Origin of the sequence: Streptococcus caecimuris (assembly GCF_943193075.1) — a bacterium.
Taxonomy (GTDB): Bacteria; Bacillota; Bacilli; order Lactobacillales; family Streptococcaceae; genus Streptococcus; species Streptococcus caecimuris.
The window spans coordinates 19,269-39,704 of the sequence record NZ_CALPCT010000015.1 but is presented as its reverse complement, the minus strand read 5'-3'; the positions used below and the strand labels follow the sequence as shown (position 1 = coordinate 39,704).

Here is a 20,436-nt window from a genome sequence, read left to right as displayed (position 1 = left end):
TATCTTTATTTTTTGTAGCTAGGCTACGCTGCGTAGCTTAAGATTAAGCTGCGTCTTCTTTGTTGTCTGCAACCGCTTTGACTGCAAGAGCAACGTTGCGCACTGGCGCTTGAAGTACAGAAAGGAGCATAGAAAGAAGTCCTTCGCGGTTTGGAAGAGTTGCAAGTGCAAGAATCTCTTCTTTAGATGCGACAGCGCCTTCGATTGCACCACCTTTGATTTCAAGTGCTTCAGCGTCTTTTGCAAAATCGTTCAAGATTTTCGCAGGTGCGATAACATCTTCGTTAGAAAATGCTACTGCAGAAGGTCCAACGAAAACAGATGCAAGATCTTCAAGACCAGCTTTTTCAGCTGCACGACGCAAGATTGAGTTTTTGATAACTTTAAACTCAACTTCGCTTCCGCGAAGGTTGCGACGGAGAACTGTATCTTGCTCAACTGTCAAACCGCGAGAATCTACAACGACGATTGATGCAGCAGCTTTCATTTTCTCAGCTACTACGTCAACAAGTTCCGCTTTTTTAGCAATAATTGCTTCACTCATTAGTGTGTTCACCTCCGTAATTATTTTGCTTGGGGAATTTTTCCAAAAGAAAAACGCGCCCAAACCTAGACACGAAAGTACAATACGCTTCTTTTAATTGATACGTTTTGTCCTCGGTAGGATCTTTATGAGTCGAGCTCCCCTACTGTCTTAGGCAGTTTTTTCAAACCGTAAACTAGTTTATCACATATAAAAAAAGAATGCAAGTACTTTTGCAAACTTTTTTTATATTTTTTAATCGTTGTAGAGGCTCTTGATATTATTCAACCAAGCATAGGCTAGTCCCATTAGGACTCCTCCTCCTACCCAGTTGGCAAAGAAGGTTACGCTATAGTGACGTAAAATATTTAAAAACTCAAAATGTGGCAATTGGCTAGATACTGGATTAAAGCTCAATAATGAGAAGGAAGCAAAGTTTGCAGCCAAGTGTTCATTGGTCATAAAGACAAACATATAAATAGCTGAGAGGGCTAAGAGCACCTTAGCTGTTTCATCTTTGAAATATAGATAAGAAAGAATAGCAATATTGACGAAGATATTGGCAATAACCCCTTCAAAGAAAACCACTTGATTGCTACGTTGAAGTTTATTTTCTGCTACAGTGGCTAGGAAACCTTTTGGATCGACATGAGCAAAGGCTGTTGTTTGATTGAAAAGAAAAGCGACGATTAAAGCACCAATTAAATTAAAGAAGGTACAATAAAGAAGAATTTCCAAAGCTTTCTTCCAATGAATCTTCTTTAGATAGGTACCCGCCGTCAAATACATCATATTTGAGGTGGTCAATTCCGCATTTAAGAATAAGAGGTAAACCAATCCCCAGGCAAAGATAAACGGAAATAGAAAACGACCAGATCCAGGTACAAAGGTATTTAATAAGTCAGCTGCAACTGCTCCGACCGCCGTACTTAAAGTAAGAAATCCTCCAGCAAAAATAGAACGGACTGCATAGCGCGTTTTAGATTTCTGATAGAGATCTTCCTTCTTATTACACGCCGCTCCAACTTTTTGAATGAAATTAGATTCAGACATAAAATTCTCCTTATAAAATGTTTGTGAATAAAATCATTATATCATAGGGAGAAAAGTTTGAAAAGGTTTTCAGAGAGAATTCTTAACTTTTCACAATATACGTTTTATATCGAATAAAACTATGTACTAAAAAACAAATAGAAAAAACAGGCATTTGCCTGCTTTTCTTTTTTAATAGTTTAAACGGTTTGCCCAAGCGATATCCAAATTCAAGATTTCTTGTGAAGTGAACTGTTGACGATATGGATTGTATACCGAACCTGTAATACCACCTTGAACATTTGGTGAATCGTATTGAGTTAAATTATAAGTTTCAATGATGTTATTAAGTTTTGCATAGTAGCTTGTGTCTGTCGCATAAACCCCTGTCAAAGCTGCTGTTGCATCTTGATAACTAGAGGTGTTGCTCTTCCAAGCACCTGCAAAATGTCCTTGTTTCAAAACAGCTACATAGTCTTGCAATGATTCATAGTAAGATGGGTAAGAACGAAATGCGTCATTAATCGTATAAGCATTTCCAGCACCATCATCTTCCCAAGTTTGCATTACTGCAGATTGACCAGCATAACTTCCTTTAATCCCGAAAAGATTGTAATGCGGATAAGAAGACAAGCCAGACTGACCTGATCCACTTTCAAGGATGGCTTGTGCGATCATAACGGAAGCATAAAGGTCATTCTCTTGACCGAGCTGACGAGCTGACTCACCAATTTGTGAGATGAAAGCTTCAGTTGGGTCTGAATAAGCTTGGTAAGTTCCATCATTAGCACCAACTGATGTGACGTGCTCGCTCATAGCAGCAGCAAATGTCCCCACTGCTAATACAGAAACGAACAAACCAAACAATTTCGATTTATTCCGTATTTTCTTTTTCATAATACAATTTATCTCCAATTAATTTTTATCATCTTTTATCTTTATAGAGATTATACCATATAAATAGAAGAAAACAAAGGCACTTATATTACACTTGTATTACAATTGCGAGATAAATCCAAAACAAAAATGACATTTTCATGTCATTTCAATTTATTTCGTAAAACGCATTTTCTAAAATAGCATCCCATGACTTCTCTAGTCCCTCCCTGGTTACAGAAGAAAAGACAATAAAGGTGTCCGCAGGATCGAAATTTAGTTTTTTCTTGATGATTGATTCATGTTTGTTCCATTTTCCACGTGGAATCTTATCTGCCTTGGTAGCAACTAAGATCACAGGAATCTCATAATATTTTAAGAACTCATACATCTGAACATCATCTGCTGAAGGTTCGTGGCGAAAATCGACTAGGCTAACGACTGCTTTTAAGTTTTCGCGACTAGTGAGGTATTCTTCAATCATCCGCCCCCACTTCTCGCGCTCTTTTTTTGAAACACGTGCATAGCCATAACCAGGTACGTCTACCAAACGGAGTTTATCATCGATATTGAAGAAATTGAGCAATTGAGTTTTTCCTGGTTTTCCAGATGTTCTGGCCAGGTTTTTTCGATTTAAGAGAGTATTAATAAAAGAAGACTTGCCGACATTGGATCGACCGGCAAGTGCAACTTCTGGAATCTCATCTTGAGGATAATGGCTCTTATTTGCAGCGCTTAAGAGGATATCCGCATTATGTGTATTAATTTCCATATTTTATCTTTCTAGGCTGTTTCGAGAATTGGTTTTTCAGTTCCGTCTACAGCTTCTTTTGTAATTCGAACAAGTTTGACATCTTCTTGACTTGGAATTTCAAACATGACATCCATCATGGTTTCTTCGATAATCGAACGAAGTCCACGAGCTCCTGTTTTTCTTTCGATGGCTTTATTAGCAATCTCTTGAAGAGCTTCATCATCAAATTCCAATTCAACATTATCATAAGAGAGCAAGGTTTGGTATTGTTTTACCAAGGCATTGCGTGGCTCTTTCAAGATACGGACAAGGTCGTCAACTGTCAATTGCTCAAGAGCAGCAAAGACTGGAAGACGTCCGATCAATTCTGGGATAATCCCGAATTTTTGAATATCTTCTGCCACGATTTCTTGCATGTAAGAGCTTGATTCATCAATAGCTTTATTGTTCTTACCGAAACCGATGACTTTTTCACCAAGACGTTGCTTAACAATTTCTTCGATCCCGTCAAAAGCTCCACCTACGATGAAGAGAATATTCTTGGTATCCACTTGGATCATCTCTTGTTGAGGGTGTTTGCGTCCCCCTTGAGGTGGGACACTAGCGACGGTTCCTTCGATGATCTTCAAGAGGGCTTGTTGTACACCTTCACCAGAAACGTCACGCGTGATAGAGACATTTTCACTTTTCTTAGCGATCTTATCGATTTCATCGACGTAGATGATGCCTCGTTCTGCACGCTCGATGTTGAAATCAGCTGCTTGAAGAAGTTTCAAGAGAATGTTTTCAACGTCTTCTCCTACATAACCAGCTTCTGTCAAGGCTGTTGCATCTGCAATGGCAAATGGGACATTCAAGCTACGTGCTAAGGTTTGGGCCAAGAAAGTCTTACCTGAACCAGTAGGACCAATCATGAGGATGTTTGATTTTTGCAATTCAACATCTGTCTCGTCTTCGCGCGTATCGTGGAAGTTGATGCGTTTGTAGTGGTTGTATACCGCTACAGCAAGGGCACGTTTGGCACGATCTTGACCGATCACATAGTGGTTCAAGATATTGAGCAATTCGATTGGTTTTGGAACTTCGCTAAGGTCTGCAAGAACTTCTTCTGCTAGCTCTTCACGGATAATTTCTTGTGCTAACTCTACACATTCATTACAGATAAACGCGTTGTTTCCTGCAATAATTTTTTGGACTTCATCTTGACTCTTTCCGCAAAATGAACAATAAACCATCATATCATTATTTTGATTCGTTGGCATGTATTTCCTCTTTCTGTCATTTTCTGTTTCTATTTAGTTTAAAATAAGGTCATGTAAAAGGCGTGAATGGAATTCACAAGATTGGTAAAAGCATTTAGTAAGAATAAAATAGCGAGGCCAAACCGTTTTTTACGAAAGGTTTGTAAGGCGCAAATCAAACAGATGACACATAGGACAGCTGTAAAAAAACCAAAGACACTTCGCTCCATTAGTCTAAATCCTTTCTCTTATAATAGTTGACCGTAAAATCATATGGATTCTTCTCATCTTTCGGATGATGGACTTGACGGACTCTTTCATAGTGGCTCTCTTCAAATTTTGGTGCCAATGTATCTCCATCAATCGTTGCATGAATCATGGTCTGGATCAATTCTTCTAACTGGTCAGAAAAGAGCTTTAAAATCTGACTGCCACCGATAATATAAAGATTCTTCTCTTGGTTCTGGTACCAGTCCAAGACTTCTTCTTTGCTGTGCATGACGAGTACAGCATCGTTTTCAGGATCATAGGCTTGATCTTGCGTTAAGATAATGCTGGTCCGACCTGGTAGAACCCGTTTTTTCATACCATCAAAAGTCACTCTTCCCATGAGAATGGCTTGTCCCATGGTTGTTTCTTTGAAATGCTGAAGCTCAGCTGGCAGATACCAAGGCATGACTTGGTCCTTTCCAATAATGCCATTTTCAGTTTGAGCCCAGATACCAATTATCTTTTTCATTCTCTCATCCTTTACACTGATACTTCTATTTTATCAAATTTTCTTATAAAAGACAGATTTCAACTATCTTGTTTGGAGGATATTTTTTCAAATACAAACAGAAAAAACCGCGAGATTTTCGCGGTTTTTCTTAGCCACAAGTTAGCTTAGTCTTCTTTTTTGCGTTTTGCAAATCCGAATAATGAGAGACCTGCTAAAGCACTAAAGATTGCAAGACCAGCAGTTGAAGATTCTTTTGTTCCTGTGTTTGGAAGTTGTGCAGTAGGATTTTGTGGATCAATATACTTCACTTCTTCTTTCGCTTCTGGAACGACAGGAATCGTTGGTTCTTCTGGTTTTGGTTGTGGAGTAGGTTGTGGTTCTGGTGTTGGTTGCGGTTGTGGAGTAGGCTGTGGCTGTGGCTCTGGTGTCGGAGTTGGATCCGGCATTGGAGTTGGTGTCACAGTCTTCTTGTAGATATGTTGAGTGTTTCCATCTTTATCTACAACAGTCTTCACGAAGTCATAACCTGGGATATCCTTCTTCGGTTGTTCCCCATCTTCTGTTGGGTTACCTGGGATTGGGTCCCCATTTTCGTCTACATATGAAGTCGTAACTTTTTCATAGACGTGTTCTGTATCACCATTAGGCAATTTCTTCGTTTCCACAAAGCGGTAACCTGGAATTTCAGCTTTTGGTTCTTCTCCATCAACTGTAGGATATCCTGGGATTTCCTTACCTTCTTTATCAACAAACTTAGTGATTGGAAGGACAGTTGGTGTGTAAGTTGCGGAAGCTTTGGTTCCGTTCACATCTTCGCGAACCACTGTTACAGCTGGTGCAGTTCCAGTGAATTCAGGTTCTGGTGTGAAGGTTACGGTTCCGTCTGCTGCTACAGTGTATGTACCAACACCTGGAATTGTCTTCGTAGTTGAACCATCTTCAAATGTTGCTGGAACTTTGTCATTCATTGGTACACGGCTATCACCTTCTGTGAAGGTTGGTTTGCCTGTTTGGGTTTGACCCTTCTTACCAATTGAAGTAACTGATTCTGCAGTTGGTGTAACTGGTGTTACTGTTGGTGTGTAAGTAGCGGTTATTGGTGTACCGTTCTTATCAACACGTTTCACGGTTACGCCTGTACCTGTTCCTGTGAATGATTTTTCTGGTACAAAGGTTACGGTTCCGTCTGGAGAAACGGTGTAAGTTCCTTCTCCAGGAATAACTTTAGTAGTTGATCCATCTTCAAAGGTTGCAGGCACATCATCATCCATTGGTACACTTGGGTTACCAGGCGTGAAGCTTGGTTTACCTGTTTGGGTTTGACCTTGGATATCTGTAGATGTTGCAGGATCAGCTGTTGGTGTAACAGGCGTTACGGTTGGTGTGTAAGTTGCGGAAGCTTTTGTTCCGTTTTTATCTTCACGAACCACTGTCACTGCTGGTGCAGTTCCAACAAATGATTTCTCTGGTACAAATGTCACTGTTCCGTCTGGGGCTACTGTGTAAGTACCAACACCTTCAACTGTCTTCGTAGTTGAACCATCGTCAAATGTTGCTGGAACATCGTCGTTCATTGGTACACGGCTGTCGCCTTCAGTAAATACAGGTTTACCTGTTTGAGTTGCACCTTGCACATCAGTAGATACTGCTGGAGTTGCAGTTGGTGTAACAGGCGTTACGGTTGGTGTGTAAGTTGCGGAAGCTTTGGTTCCGTTCTTATCTTCACGAACCACAGTTACAGCTGGTGCAGTTCCGACGAATGATTTTTCAGGTACAAATGTCACTGTTCCGTCTGGGGCTACAGTATAAGTACCAACACCTTCAACTGTCTTCGTAGTTGAACCATCGTCAAATGTTGCTGGAACATCATCGTTCATTGGCACACGGCTGTCGCCTTCAGTAAATACAGGCTTACCAGTTTGTGTCGCACCTTGGATGTCTGTAGATGTTGCTGGCTTAGCTGTTGGAGTTACTGGTGTAACTGTTGGTGTGTAGGTTGCAGTAACTGGAGTACCGTTCTTATCAACACGTTTCACTGTTACGCCTGTACCTGTTCCTGTGAATGATTTTTCTGGTACAAAGGTTACGGTTCCGTCTGGAGCAACTGTGTAAGTTCCTTCACCTGGAATAACTTTTGTTGTTGAACCATCTTCAAAGGTAGCTGGTACATCATCATCCATTGGGATAGCAGGGTTACCAGGTGTGAAGCTTGGTGTACCTGTTTGAGTTTGACCTTGGATGTCTGTAGATGTTGCAGGATCAGCAGTTGGTACAACTGGAGTGATCTTCGGTGTGTAAGTTGTCTCAGCAACAGTTCCGTTTGTATCTTTACCTTGAACCTTAACTGGAACAACATCACCTGAGTAAGATTTATCCGTTGGTGTGAAGGTCACAACACCTGTTTCTTTATCAACGGTGAAGGTACCGATCACATCACCTGCTGGTGATTTCGCTTCTACTGATGCTGCTGGCAGACCATTTTCATCAAGAAGAGTAATGGTATCCTTGTCAATTGGTGCTACTGGGTCACCTTCTGTGAAGGTTACAGTTCCAGTTTGAACCACACCTTGAGGTGCTTCTGATTCAGCTGGACTTGCTGTTGGAGTTACTGGTGTCACAGTTGGTGTGTACTTAGCAGTAACTGGAGTACCGTTCTTATCGACACGTTTAACCGTTACGCCTGTACCTTCTCCTGTGAATGATTTTTCTGGAACAAATGTTACTGTTCCGTCTGGAGCAACAGTGTAAGTTCCTTCACCAGGAATAGTCTTGGTTGTTGAGCCATCTTCAAATGTTGCAGGTGTATCATCATCCATTGGAACATTTGGATTACCTGGTGTGAAGGTTGGTGTACCTGTTTGCGTTTGACCTTGTTTGTCAGTAGATGTTGTATCTTCTGCAGTTGGTGTAACTGGTGTTACGGTTGGTGTATAAGTCGCAGAAGCTTTTGTTCCGTTCTTATCTTCACGAACCACTGTTACAGCTGGAGCAGTTCCAACGAATGATTTTTCTGGTACGAAGGTTACTGTACCGTCTGCTGCTACTGTGTAAGTACCAACACCATCTACAGTCTTCGTAGTTGAGCCATCATCGAAGGTTGCTGGAACATCATCGTTCATAGGCACACGGCTGTCGCCTTCGGTGAATTTAGGTTTACCAGTTTGAGTCGCACCTTGGATATCTGTTGATTCAGCTGGTGTTGCAGTTGGTGTTACTGGTGTCACAGTTGGTGTGTACTTAGCTGTGATTTCAGTACCGTTCTTATCCACGCGTTTTACTGTTACGCCTGAAGCAGTTCCAGTGAATGATTTTTCTGGTACGAAGGTTACAGTTCCATCTGGAGAAACAGTGTAAGTTCCTTCGCCATCTACTGTCTTAGTGGTTGAACCATCTTCGAAGGTAGCTGGAGTATCTTCATCGATTGGAACATTTGGATTTCCTTCGGTGAAGGTTGGTTTACCAGATTGTGTTTGACCTTGAATATCTGTCGATGTAGCATCTTCAGAAGTTGGAACAACTGGAGTAATCTTCGGTGTATAAGTTGTTTCAACTGTAGTTCCATTTGTATCAGCTGCCTGAACCTTAACTGGGACAACATCACCTGAATAAGATTTATCTGTCGGTGTGAAAGTAACTACACCTGTATCTTTATCAACTGTGAAAGTACCAATTTCTTTACCTTCTGATGACTTAGCAACTACAGATGCTGCTGGTTGACCATTTTCATCAAGAAGAGTAATCGAATCCTTGTTAATTGGAGCTACTTCATCACCTTCAGTGAAGGTTACAGTTCCAGTTTGAACAAGACCTTGAGGTCCAGTAGATTCAGCTGGTGTTGCAGTTGGAGTTACTGGAGTTACAGTTGGTGTGTAAGTTGCAGAAGCTTTTGTTCCGTTCTTATCTTCACGAACAACTGTTACGGCTGGTGCTTTACCTGTGAATGATTTTTCAGGAACAAAGGTTACAGTTCCGTCGGCTGCTACTGTGTAAGTACCAACACCATCTACTGTCTTGGTAGTTGAGCCATCGTCGAAAGTAGCTGGAACGTCATCGTTCATTGGTACTCGGCTGTCGCCTTCAGTAAATTCAGGCTTACCTGTTTGAGTTTGACCTTGCTTACCTGTTGTTTCAACTGGTGTCGCTGTCGGTGTGACAGGAGTTACAGTTGGTGTATAAGTTGCAGAAGCTTTTGTTCCGTTCTTATCTTCGCGAACAACCGTCACTGCTGGAGCAGTACCAGTAAATGATTTCTCAGGTACGAATGTCACTGTTCCGTCTGCTGCTACTGTGTAAGTACCAACGCCGTCAACAGTCTTCGTAGTTGAGCCATCGTCAAATGTGGCTGGAACATCATCGTTCATTGGCACGCGGCTATCGCCTTCAGTAAATACAGGCTTACCTGTTTGTGTAGCACCTTGAATATCAGTTGTTTCAACTGGTTTCGCAGTCGGTGTTACTGGAGTTACAGTTGGTGTGTACGTTGCAGACGCCTTAGTTCCGTTCTTATCTTCACGAACAACCGTTACGGCTGGTGCTTTACCTGTGAATGATTTCTCAGGAACAAATGTAACTGTACCGTCTGCTGCTACTGTGTAAGTACCAACGCCTTCTACTGTCTTAGTTGTTGAGCCATCGTCAAATGTTGCTGGAACATCTTCGTTGATTTCAACAGTCTTCTCAACGCCATCAACAGTCACAGTTCCACCCTTGAATTCAGGTTTACCTTTTTGAGTTGCACCTTGAATGTCTGTTGTTTCTGCTGGAGTTGCAGTTGGGGTTACAGGTAATACTGTTGGTGTGTAGGTCGCAGAAGCTTTCGTTCCGTTCTTATCTTCACGAACAACGGTTACTGCTGGTGCAGTTCCGACAAATGATTTCTCAGGAACAAATGTCACAGTTCCATCTGCTGCTACTGTGTAAGTACCAACACCTTCAACTGTCTTAGTTGTTGAGCCGTCGTCGAATTTTGCTGGAACGTCTTCATTGATTTCAACAGTCTTTTCAACGCCATCAACCGTTACAGTTCCACCTTTGAATTCAGGTTTACCTGTTTGAGTGGCACCTTGGATATCTTCTGTTTCAGCTGGTGTTGCTGTTGGTGTTACTGGAACGATTTCAGGCGTGTAAGTTGTGTCCACCTTGATACCGTTTGAGCTTTCAGCTTGAACCTTGGCTGGTGTGACTGCGCCAGTGTATGACTTGTCAGTCGGTGTGAAGGTTACTTGACCAGTTGTAGGATCAATTGTGTATGTACCGATTTCAGTCGTACCATCAGCAGCATAAGCTGGTGTACTTGTCACTTCATTGCCATCATTATCCAAAAGCGTGTAGCTATTCTCTTTAATGGTGATAGCTTTATCTTCACCATTTACTTGAACAGTTTTTCCTGCAAAGGTTGGTGTCCCTGTTTGTGTTGCACCTTGGATATCTTTAGAAGTTGCTGGGTTTGCAGTTGGAACTGCTGGCACAACAGTTGGTGTGTAGGTCGCATCTGAAGTAATGGTTGCAGTCTTACCATTGGCATTTGTAATGGTAGCAGTTGCCTGAACAGTTACTCCTTTTGCAGTACCAACAAAGTCTTTTTCTGGCGTAAATGTTACTGCTCCAGTCGTTGGGTCGATAGTATAGCTACCTTCACCTGCTACTGTCACAGTTGTTTCATCAGTTGGTTGACCAGTTGCGGGATCCACCAATTTCTTGCTTGTGATTTCAGCAGTCTTATCATTACTCAAATCAAAGGTTGGTGTTTGGGTTTGAGGAACGTTTTGAACATCCGCAGAAACCTTGTCTGTAGGAGTCACTGTGATTGGAGTAACCGTTGGTGTGTATTTAGCGCTTGCTGTCTTAAGGTATTCATCACGGACGGTACCGTCTTTATCATTTCCGACAGGAGCTGTTACAGATACGGTAACACCTTGAGCTGTACCTGTGAATCCTGGTTCTGGAACAAAGGTTACTTTACCAGTAGCATCATCAATGCTGTAAGTTCCTTCGCCCGCTACTGTTACAGAGGTTGCATTGGTTACTTGACCAGTCGCTGGGTCCACCAATTTAGCAGGGTATTCCAAGCTTGGAGTGACAGAGATCTTTTCGCCATTAGCATTCGTTGTAGTTGTGTTAAAGGTAGGTGTACCAGTTTGAGTCGCACCTTGGACATCTGATGAAGTCTTATCTACCCCTTCAATTTCCGTTGGTGTAACTGTTGGGATGTATAGACCGTCCATAGTATTGATGGCAGTATCGACATTGGCTTCATCGGCTGGGAATTTTGTTGACCAACCCGTATCGTAGCCATTGCTGTCTGTACGACGGATAGAGATACCGTCAGCTGTTCCAAGGAAGTGATCTTCGGGAATGAACTCAACATCCACAGATGTTCCGTTTGAAGTGATCTTGTACTTCCCTTGACCAGCTACAGCATAGTAGCCATCTGCACCAGGTGTTACGACTTGCCCTGTACGGTTATCTATCATTTGTGGAGCTACTGTTTCATCAATTTTCGCTGCTTCTGTCAGGCTATACCCTTGCAAACCTCGAGCAGTAAAGGCTACAGTTGCAGTTTGCTTCGCCCCTTGAAGACCACTTGTTTCTTTGAATTCTCCTTTTGGTGGGTGGGTGATTTGAGTCTTGAAGTCCTCAACTTCCCCTGACAAGGCCATACCTGTTGGACTTTCAATTTCTTTAGCATTCTTAGCGATACGAATCCGAACACCCAATTCATTGACACTAGGATCAATATAGGTTTTACTCTTTGTAAAGCTTAACGTAGCCGTTCCATCTTGGGTAATAGTTGTTAAATCAGAACGTTCATCTTCATCGAAGGTTCCGTTTTGGTTGAAATCTATCCAACCATAGATGTTAGCTTCTGCTGCTCCATCCGTATGAGCTTCCACTGAAATCGTGTAATTACCTGGACGTGTCCGGTCCATCTTGATCAGCTCATTGGTTTTTCCTTTGAGATCATTTGGAAGCAATTGGTCGATGCCTTCATCCGCAGTGGTCGCCTTGTCATCACCAGTCCAATCAAGCGTATTGTTTTCATCCATATCAGGGCTTAAGTGACCTAGATAAGGTTGAGATACTTTTTTACCTGTAATTCCATCTACAGTTGCAATCGAATGAATCGCCTTACCGTATGATTCAGGCGCATCTCCTTCATCAAGCGGGAAAAATCCAACCATAGCAGATTGTTTACCACCTGAAGCAATGTAAAGACCGATTTCAGAAGCTCCCTTTGTCATAACAAGAGGAACAGCAACATCACTTGCAGAAATATTTGGACCGAAGACACCTGTACCGAGACCTCCAGTTGTTAAATCGGCACTTCCAAAATACTTCCAAGCGACCTCTTTTTTGTCTGGTCCAACTTGAGTTGTTCTACGAAGTTGGTCAAGATTAGTTCTACCGAAATTCATACCGTTTATTTTGGTGGTAGGATTTGAACCAAATAAATTGTCTGTATCTTGTGGAATGTAGTTTACATTATATCTTCTAGTCGATTTTTTCCATTCCCCTATATGTTTCCATCCTTCTCCATTGGTGGTAAACAGAACCAATTCACCAGGGTTAGCTGACTCACCATCTGCCATGACAATGGCAGGTTTGACGGCTTTGCCACGGAAGGTCGCAGAAACTTCAAACTGGATCCCAATGTTCCCGCCGGTTAATTCTGAACTAATAGTAGTTTTCTTAGTTGTACCAGTATCAATCCCCTCGCTTTTAATTTCAGTCCAACGGTTTTGAGGCTCGGCAATAACCTTAGCTTCTTCACCGGCATTAAATTCCGCCAAGGTAAACGGATTTGCATTTCCATTCACATAACCATTTCTAGCATTGGGGTCATAGGTCGCTTTTTCAGCTTCTGTTGCTCCTCGTTCTTCAAGGCGTTTTTTGTATATTTCTGTCGCTTGGAAAGGCTTCAAAGATTTTACCTTGATGGTTACAACATAGCCAGGCATGATTTCCTTGGTGTAGGTCGCGCCGACTTGGAGAGCAAGTTCCCCTTTTGATGTTGTAGTAGTCCCTGTCCAGTTGGCTGTATCGCCAAAGTCCAACCAGGAGATTTGACTAGCAAGGTCTGCAGCATTTACATTTGTTGTAAAGCCAGGTTTTTCAACTTTCGGAGTTGAAGTTGCGTCTTCAACGTCATCCCCGATCAAGCTTGGATCATTTGGGTCACCAAGAGCACGACGATTACGACGCTTAGGACCAGAAGTCTCTGCTGTCACAGCATTGTTTTCTGAGGCTGGTGCTACGACACCAGCAGCCACTTCTTCTTTCTTATCTGTTGCAGCTGCTTCTGGCGCCTTGTTTACTGGCGTAGCTGCTTCTAATTTTGGAGTTGCAGCTGTTGATGTTTCCGGTGCAGTTGAGGCAGCGGATGCTGCTGTGCTTGTGCTACTTGCTTCACTAGTTGAAGCAGGTGCTGTTGATGTTGCTGCAGCAGTTGAAGTCTCTGGTGCAGTGATTGCTGCGTTTGCATCATAAGTTGTAGCTGCTGTACTAGTTGTTGCGGCAGTTGATGCTGCTGAAGTAGCTGTTGAAGTTGCGGGCGCTTCCGACGCTGTTGCAACTGCTGCTACATTTTCACTTGTCGTATCTGTCTTTTCTTCTGCGGCTGCACTTGCGGCTGTCCCAACCATGACAAGTGTCCCCAAAAGTACTGAGCAAACACCCACATTCAATTTACGAATTGAGAATCTGCTAATACGATCATTAAATAAGTCTTTCCCCATCTAATGGACCTCCATATTTATCTATAAATTAACATTCTTTTTAAAATTGTTTAGTTTTTTCCAAACCTTATCTATTTTAACAAAATCCGAACGATTTTCAAAACATTTTGACTCAAAAATGAGTAAAAATTTTTAGCTAAAATTGTTTTAATTCTGAAAGGATTTTAGCAATAGATCAAGGCATCAAAAACTTGATTTTATCACTAAATCGCAAGATCAAACTTCAATTGTGGCTTCACTGGATCATAATCGACCAGTTCAAAATCTTCTGCTTTGATGTCAAAGAAATTGGTTCCATCTGGCACATTTAAAACCAAGTGTGGCTGGCAATCTGCTGGCTCTCGCCGGAGTAACTCTTCTGCCTGTTCAAATTGATTATCATAAATATGAAGGTTATTAATGAAGTAAAAGAACTTTCCAACCTTCCAGCCAAAGTGCTTGGCAATCATCATCTGTAGCGCTACATACTGCATGGCATTGATATGGTGGGCCACCAACATATCATTGGAACGCTGGGTCAAGGTCGCATCTAGATAGATTTCTCCATCCACGCGCCGCACGTCAAACATGGTTTGAAACGCACATGGCAAAAGACCTTCTGTCTCTTCAAAGGCATCATAGTCCCAGAGCGAGATAATATTGCGGCGATTCCAGGGATTGGCTTCTAATTGCTTGAGAATTTTATTGGTGATGTCATGCTTTTTGACCACTGCACCATAGCGCTGACCGATGGTCCGACTCTCCCCCACTTCCCAGTCCTTCCAATAATGGACATTGTACTTTTCTTCTAAAACTTCTAAACTATTGGACTGATCTTGGTAAATCCAGAGCATCTCTTTGATAGCGGATTTAATAGCGATAGGACGAAGGGTCGTAATTGGAAACTCGCCTTTTGCAAGATCAAACTCCATAAAGGCTCCCGTGATGTATTTGGAGTTGGCAGTTGTTCCATCCTTGTATTTAGGGCGTGCCTGTTCTGACCAAACGCCTTCTTCCATGATTTTCCGAATGTTTTCTTTAAAAATTGTATCTGCTTTTGTCATATACCCTCCTTGAATCCAGTTTTGTCTTCATTATATCACAGGATACAGAAAAAAGGAGATCCTAGCACGAACCAGATCTCCATTTCATCTTATTGTAATACAAGGGATGCAGCACCGATCACACCTGCGTCATTTCCCAAAGTAGCAAGCGCCAATTGAGTAGATTCACGTACTTGTGGGAATGAGTTTTCTTCAAAGACCTTGCGCACACCATCCAAGAGGAAGTCTCCAGCAGCAGATACCCCACCACCGATAACGATCTTAGACGGGTTCAAGGTTGAACCAATATTGGCTGCAGCAAGTCCAAGGTAACGTGAGAAGTTCTTATAAACGATCAAAGCAAGAGCGTCACCCTCTTTTGCTAGATCAAAGACCGTTTTAGCTGTCACTTCTTCACCATTGTCGATCAAGACTTTCAATTGAGAGTCCCCTTCGTACTCATCTGCATAACGACGAGTCAAGTTGACGATCCCTGTTGCTGACGCAACCGTTTCAAGACAGCCTTTTTTACCACAGGTACATTGGATTGGATCATCAAAGTCAACCGTGATGTGACCAAGTTCCCCAGCAGCTCCACGCACCCCGTGCAAGAGACGACCTTCAGCGACGATCCCACCGCCGACACCTGTACCAAGTGTCATGAAGACAACATCTGGTTGGTTTTCACCAGCCCCTTTCCAACGTTCACCCAAAGCAGCAACGTTGGCATCATTATCGATAAAGAATGGAATATGAAGGGCACTTTCGATCTTTTCTTTGACTGGTTGAAGAGTCTTCCAGTTCAAGTTGTAGGCACCGATAACTGTACCTTTTTCACGGTCAACGACACCAGGTGAACCCATTCCAATTCCTTGGAACTCAGAAGCATCAAGCCCAAGCATCTTCAAACGATGCGCGATGGATTCGATCATATCATCTACGATATGGCTACCTTCATCCAAGATATTTGTTTTAATAGACCATTTTTCTTGAACTTCCCCATCCAAAGTGAGGATGGCAAACTTAATTGAAGTTCCCCCAAGGTCAATCCCAATAATTTTTTTAGACATCTGTTACTCCTTTCAAACTTGTAAACACTTACAGATCTATTATATCAGACTTTTTATTAAACGCAAAGGTTTGCACGTAACTTTTCTTAACTTTTTAACAAGAGACTAAAGGATTGAAATCCTAAAATGAGGAAAATCAAACCAATAATATTTAATAGAAAGACGCTAATCGAGAGCGGACTAACGATTAAGAATAAGCCGATGAAGAGCTGTAGCAAGGCAAAGAAAATATAACGCTTGGACAGTTCCTCAACCTTTCTCGAGTAGAAATTAGCTTTTCGGAAGTTTAAAATCGAACGATAGATCAGCCAAATTCCTAAAGTGACTGGAAAGACAATCGGCAAGGTCTTGTAGCCATAGAGCAGTAAGTAGACCGCAAAAACCAAAGCGACCATACTGTGAAAGAGTTGTTGCTGCTGAACGATACCAGCTTGACGCAATCGGTAATAGCGTGAAAAACGCGAAAAGGAAATTAAAAAGAAGCCACAGGAAATCAACCAGCTAAATGAGCCGATGTGCTCAATTGGATTGATAAACAAGACGATACCGATAATGGTAAAAATAGTGGCTGAAATCCCAAGGGATATCCGGTTCAATTGATTCATAGGGCCTCCTTATTCATCTAATTCGCTCAGGTATTCATAACGATCGTACTTCTCAAGCAATCGCTCATTTTCCTGATCCAATTCCTTTTGAAGGGCTGACAATTTGCCAAAGTCAGAGCCGTTTTCATTCATCTCCACTTCAATCTCTGCGATTCGACTTTCAATGGCTTCGATATCTGCTTCAATGCTCGCCCACTCTTGCTTCTCCATGTAGCTCATGCGCTTCTTCTCTTCTTTTGGCTTGACAGGTTTCTCTTTTTCAACCTTGTGACTGGCCGTTGTTTGAGCTGCTTCAAAGGCTTTTTCATCTAAATAATCCGTATAATTGCCAAAGAACTCACGAATTCCCCCGTTTTCAAAAGCCAGGATCTTGCTTGCGACTTTGTCTAGGAAATAGCGGTCGTGGCTAACGGTAATGACGGGACCTCCAAAGTTTTGAAGGAAGTTTTCCAAAACCGTCAAGGTAGCGATATCCAAGTCATTGGTCGGCTCATCGAGGAGAAGCACATTAGGTTTTTCAATCAAGAGTTTCAAGAGAAAGAGCCGCTTCTTCTCCCCACCAGAGAGTTTTTCGATCAGGGTTCCGTGCATAGAACGTGGGAAGAGGAATTGCTCCAAGAGATCAGCAATTGATGTCGTTCCAACGGTCGTCTTCACTTCCTCGGAAACTTCTTGCAAGAAATTAATCACGCGCTTGCTCTCATCCAACCCATCGATCTGTTGAGAGAAATAAGCAACGCGCACAGTTTCACCGATGATGACTTGCCCGCTCTGAGGCTGGAGGCGCTCAGCGATCAAATTGAGCAGGGTTGATTTTCCGACGCCATTATCTCCAACGATTCCGATACGATCCTTGTTTTGCACCAAGAGGTTAAAGTCCTGTAAAATCGGCTTGTTTTCAAAAGCAAAACTCACATCCTTAAACTCAATGACTTTCTTTCCGATTCGGCTGGTCTCAAAGTTCATCTCCAAATCCATCTGATTGCTTTGACCAGACAAGTCTTGTTTGAGATCATGGAAACGATTGATCCGTGCCTGTTGCTTGGTCGCACGCGCCTGGGGTTGACGTCGCATCCAGGTCAACTCCTGCTTATAGAGTTGTTGCTTCTTATGAAGAAGGGCCGCATCACGCTCATCTTGCTCAGCCTTTAAGCGGACATAATCCTGGTAATTACCTTGATACTCAATCAAACCAGCCCGATCCAACTCAAAGATCCTTGTCGAGATATTATCCAAGAAATAGCGATCGTGGGTAATGAAGAGCACGGTTTTCTTAGAGTTCTTCAAGAAATTGGTCAACCATTCGATGGTATCAATGTCTAGGTGGTTGGTCGGCTCATCTAGTAAGAGCAGGTCGTGGTGAGACAGCAAAACCTGTGCCAGTTGCACCCGACGACGTAAGCCTCCAGATAGATCTCCAACTGTGGCGTTCAAATCTTCAATTCCAAGCTTTGATAGGACTGTCTTAACCTGACTCTCGATTTCCCAAGCATTGAGTGAATCCATCTCCGCCATGACCTTTTCAAGACGTGCTTGGTTCTCTTCTCGGTAATCCGCCATCAAGAATTCATAATCACGAATCAGCTGCATTTCACGCAAATCACTAGATAATACTGTATCCAGAACCGTCTTTTGATCATCAAAGTCTGGTTCCTGAGTCAAATAACCAATCGTATAATCACTCTTGGCAGAAAAAGGACTCACATCTCCATCAAAGCCAGAGCGACCTGACAACACATCTAACAGAGTGGTTTTTCCAGTCCCATTGACCCCGATCAATCCGATCCGATCCAAGTCGTGAATGATAAAGGAAATCTCACGAAAGACGGTCTTATCTCCGACAGATTTGGTTAATTTATCGACAATAAAATCGCTCATTTTTCCTCCTCTTTTGCTTGCTGGATATAGGCAATGATGGCTTCTTTTTCATTGGCCAGTTCCCCATCGACAATGGCATATTCGATCTTTGTCAAAATCTCTCCCAAGGCTGGACCTGGTTGAAAGCCGTAGTCTTTGATCAACATACCGCCATTGACCACCACTTCATGCTTATCATGAATGGTCAAGCTATCATAAACACGCTCGATGGCCAAATAATCCACACTCAAGGCATACGCTTCCCGGAGCTCTTCTGCAACTAGCAACAAATGCTTCTCATACTTGTAGCAGGCACGCTTGTCTAGGCTTCCATTTTCTCGGAGCTTTAGAATCTCTACGATCTGCTCCACCGTCTTGGCAAAGTCTCTAGAAGTCTTCCATTTCTTAAAGAATTTTGGAATATCTTGAATCTCTAGTGCTAAGACCAAAGCAGCCCAGGCTTGCTCAGAAGTTGAAAAGGTATATTCCAGCTCTATGTCAAACAACCGCTCGATCGCTACTTTGCGATCCTTCATCTCTGGCAGATAGTGATAGGCTCCACTGGCCAGCATAGCTTCCAAGCCCTGTCTCCAGTATGGGGAAAGCAAGAGCTTATCAAACTCGATGAAGGTGCGCTCTACGGAAATCTTCTCTAGTAATGGAGCACACTCCTTCATAGCATCAAAGGTTGCCTCTTCTAATTCAAATCCGAGACTGGCTTGAAAACGAAAACCTCGCATGATCCGGAGCGCATCTTCGTTAAACCGTTCGTGAGGAAGGCCAACGGCCCGAAGGACCTTATTTTCTAAATCTTCTAGTCCATGAAAGAGGTCAACAATTTCTCCTTTTTCATTTAAGGCAAAGGCATTAACCGTAAAATCACGACGCTTGAGGTCTTCTTCTAGCGAGCGCACAAAAGACACGGAGCTTGGACGGCGATAATCTACATAGACATCCTCTGTCCGGAAGGTCGTAATTTCATATTCTTGACCATTTTCAAGGACCAAGACGGTCCCATGTTCGATACCGACATCTACTGTGCGATCAAAAATCGCCTTGGTCTCTTCTGGGTATGAGGAAGAAGCGATATCGACATCGTGAATTGGACGATCCAAGAGGGCATCACGGACAGATCCCCCCACAAAATAGGCCTCAAAACCAGCTGCTTTAATCTTCTCTAATATTGGTAAAGCCTCCTGAAACTCAGAAGGCATCTTTTCTAATCTCATAGTAAGTGTTCCAAACCATAAACAAGCTCATGACGCTTGACAACTTCTTTAATCCCTAGATTTACTCCTGTCATGAAGGAAACACGATCATAGGAATCATGACGGAGAGTCAACCCTTCGCCTTGGCTACCAAAAATCACCTCTTGGTGAGCGACTAGGCCAGGCAATCGAACCGAATGGATGCGCATCCCTTCAAAATCTGCCCCTCTTGCTCCAGGCATCAACTCTTCTTCATCTGCTGCACCTTGCTGAATCTTCTCGCGCTTCTCCGAGATCAACTCAGCGGTCTTAATCGCTGTTCCACTCGGTGCATCTTTCTTCTTATCATGGTGCAGTTCGATGATTTCCACATTTGGGAAATACTTGGCAGCTTGCGCTGCAAATTGCATCAAGAGCACAGCTCCAATAGCAAAGTTCGGAGCAATCAAGCCCCCCAAATCCTTTTCACGCGAAAGCTCTGTCAAATCCTGAATCTGCTCAGGCGTAAAGCCAGTTGTCCCTACAACAGGCGCAAAGCCATTTTCAATTGCAAAGCGAGTATTCTCGTAAGCAACCTTTGGCATAGTAAAGTCCACCCAAACATCTGCTTCAAGACCTACGACATCTTCTTTGCGGTTAAAGACGGGGACCCCTGCAACCTCTGTCTCAACAGTAAATGGATCGATCAAGCCAGCTAGTTCTAGCTCAGGATCTTCAGAAACCATCTGGTAGGCTGCCTGCCCCATTTTCCCCTTGAAACCTGCAATAATGACTTTAATGGACATAGAATTC

At 42.7% G+C, this 20,436-nt stretch carries 13 protein-coding genes and 1 other annotated feature; all 13 genes read right to left on the bottom strand.

The genetic code is table 11. The annotated features are described in order from the left end of the window. Nucleotides 1-43: 43 nt before the first annotated feature. A complete protein-coding gene (gene rplJ / locus NFR56_RS07085; RefSeq protein ID WP_003001722.1) occupies nt 44-544 on the bottom strand; it encodes a 50S ribosomal protein L10 in 501 nt (166 codons plus the stop codon). A gap of 38 nt (nt 545-582) precedes the next feature. Then, nucleotides 583-717 (bottom strand) — a sequence feature (ribosomal protein L10 leader region). A gap of 61 nt (nt 718-778) precedes the next feature. Further along, a complete protein-coding gene (locus NFR56_RS07080) occupies nt 779-1,576 on the bottom strand; it encodes a formate/nitrite transporter family protein (RefSeq protein ID WP_251458347.1) in 798 nt (265 codons plus the stop codon). 171 nt (nt 1,577-1,747) lie between these two features. Continuing rightward, complete coding sequence (locus tag NFR56_RS07075) at nt 1,748-2,452, bottom strand: glucosaminidase domain-containing protein (RefSeq protein ID WP_251458344.1); 705 nt, start codon at nt 2,450-2,452, stop codon at nt 1,748-1,750. A 148-nt stretch (nt 2,453-2,600) separates the two neighbouring features. Then, nucleotides 2,601-3,203 (bottom strand): ribosome biogenesis GTP-binding protein YihA/YsxC, encoded by a 603-nt coding sequence (gene yihA, locus NFR56_RS07070; protein ID WP_251458341.1) that lies wholly within the window; start codon nt 3,201-3,203, stop codon nt 2,601-2,603. Between the two features lie 11 nt (nt 3,204-3,214). After that, a complete protein-coding gene (gene clpX / locus NFR56_RS07065) occupies nt 3,215-4,447 on the bottom strand; it encodes an ATP-dependent Clp protease ATP-binding subunit ClpX (RefSeq protein ID WP_003001797.1) in 1,233 nt (410 codons plus the stop codon). 208 nt (nt 4,448-4,655) lie between these two features. Continuing rightward, nucleotides 4,656-5,165, bottom strand: a complete 510-nt coding sequence (locus NFR56_RS07060; RefSeq protein WP_251458338.1) for a dihydrofolate reductase — start codon at nt 5,163-5,165, stop codon at nt 4,656-4,658. Nucleotides 5,166-5,311: 146 nt separating this feature from the next. Next, nucleotides 5,312-13,882, bottom strand: coding sequence for a CshA/CshB family fibrillar adhesin-related protein (locus NFR56_RS07055; protein ID WP_251458335.1), 8,571 nt, complete (start codon nt 13,880-13,882; stop codon nt 5,312-5,314). A 203-nt stretch (nt 13,883-14,085) separates the two neighbouring features. After that, nucleotides 14,086-14,925 carry a thymidylate synthase gene (locus NFR56_RS07050; protein WP_251458332.1) on the bottom strand — a complete coding sequence of 280 codons (840 nt, stop codon included), beginning with the start codon at nt 14,923-14,925 and terminating at the stop codon, nt 14,086-14,088. A gap of 89 nt (nt 14,926-15,014) precedes the next feature. After that, entirely contained in the window at nt 15,015-15,974 is a 960-nt protein-coding gene (locus NFR56_RS07045) for an ROK family glucokinase (RefSeq protein ID WP_045759490.1), read from the bottom strand. An 86-nt stretch (nt 15,975-16,060) separates the two neighbouring features. Continuing rightward, nucleotides 16,061-16,579, bottom strand: a complete 519-nt coding sequence (locus NFR56_RS07040) for a hypothetical protein (RefSeq protein WP_251458330.1) — start codon at nt 16,577-16,579, stop codon at nt 16,061-16,063. A gap of 9 nt (nt 16,580-16,588) precedes the next feature. Continuing rightward, the gene (locus NFR56_RS07035) at nt 16,589-18,457 is read right to left on the bottom strand and encodes an ABC-F family ATP-binding cassette domain-containing protein (protein WP_251458327.1); all 1,869 of its coding nucleotides are present in this window, start codon (nt 18,455-18,457) and stop codon (nt 16,589-16,591) included. Continuing rightward, nucleotides 18,454-19,665: a CCA tRNA nucleotidyltransferase gene (locus NFR56_RS07030; protein WP_251458324.1), complete on the bottom strand. Its 1,212-nt coding sequence runs from the start codon at nt 19,663-19,665 to the stop codon at nt 18,454-18,456. Before NFR56_RS07030 ends, NFR56_RS07035 begins: the two co-directional genes overlap by 4 nt. Continuing rightward, nucleotides 19,662-20,429: a 4-hydroxy-tetrahydrodipicolinate reductase gene (gene dapB / locus NFR56_RS07025; protein ID WP_251458321.1), complete on the bottom strand. Its 768-nt coding sequence runs from the start codon at nt 20,427-20,429 to the stop codon at nt 19,662-19,664. The genes NFR56_RS07030 and dapB overlap by 4 nt, the downstream gene beginning before the upstream one ends. Nucleotides 20,430-20,436: the final 7 nt, after the last annotated feature.

Bases quoted from the DNA above. Each gene is read 5' to 3' on its own strand.
- rplJ (WP_003001722.1), bottom strand. From the start codon at position 544: ATGAGTGAAGCAATTATTGCTAAAAAAGCGGAACTTGTTGACGTAGTA.
- NFR56_RS07080 (WP_251458347.1), bottom strand. From the start codon at position 1,576: ATGTCTGAATCTAATTTCATTCAAAAAGTTGGAGCGGCGTGTAATAAG.
- NFR56_RS07075 (WP_251458344.1), bottom strand. From the start codon at position 2,452: ATGAAAAAGAAAATACGGAATAAATCGAAATTGTTTGGTTTGTTCGTT.
- yihA (WP_251458341.1), bottom strand. From the start codon at position 3,203: ATGGAAATTAATACACATAATGCGGATATCCTCTTAAGCGCTGCAAAT.
- clpX (WP_003001797.1), bottom strand. From the start codon at position 4,447: ATGCCAACGAATCAAAATAATGATATGATGGTTTATTGTTCATTTTGC.
- NFR56_RS07060 (WP_251458338.1), bottom strand. From the start codon at position 5,165: ATGAAAAAGATAATTGGTATCTGGGCTCAAACTGAAAATGGCATTATT.
- NFR56_RS07055 (WP_251458335.1), bottom strand. From the start codon at position 13,882: ATGGGGAAAGACTTATTTAATGATCGTATTAGCAGATTCTCAATTCGT.
- NFR56_RS07050 (WP_251458332.1), bottom strand. From the start codon at position 14,925: ATGACAAAAGCAGATACAATTTTTAAAGAAAACATTCGGAAAATCATG.
- NFR56_RS07045 (WP_045759490.1), bottom strand. From the start codon at position 15,974: ATGTCTAAAAAAATTATTGGGATTGACCTTGGGGGAACTTCAATTAAG.
- NFR56_RS07040 (WP_251458330.1), bottom strand. From the start codon at position 16,579: ATGAATCAATTGAACCGGATATCCCTTGGGATTTCAGCCACTATTTTT.
- NFR56_RS07035 (WP_251458327.1), bottom strand. From the start codon at position 18,457: ATGAGCGATTTTATTGTCGATAAATTAACCAAATCTGTCGGAGATAAG.
- NFR56_RS07030 (WP_251458324.1), bottom strand. From the start codon at position 19,665: ATGAGATTAGAAAAGATGCCTTCTGAGTTTCAGGAGGCTTTACCAATA.
- dapB (WP_251458321.1), bottom strand. From the start codon at position 20,429: ATGTCCATTAAAGTCATTATTGCAGGTTTCAAGGGGAAAATGGGGCAG.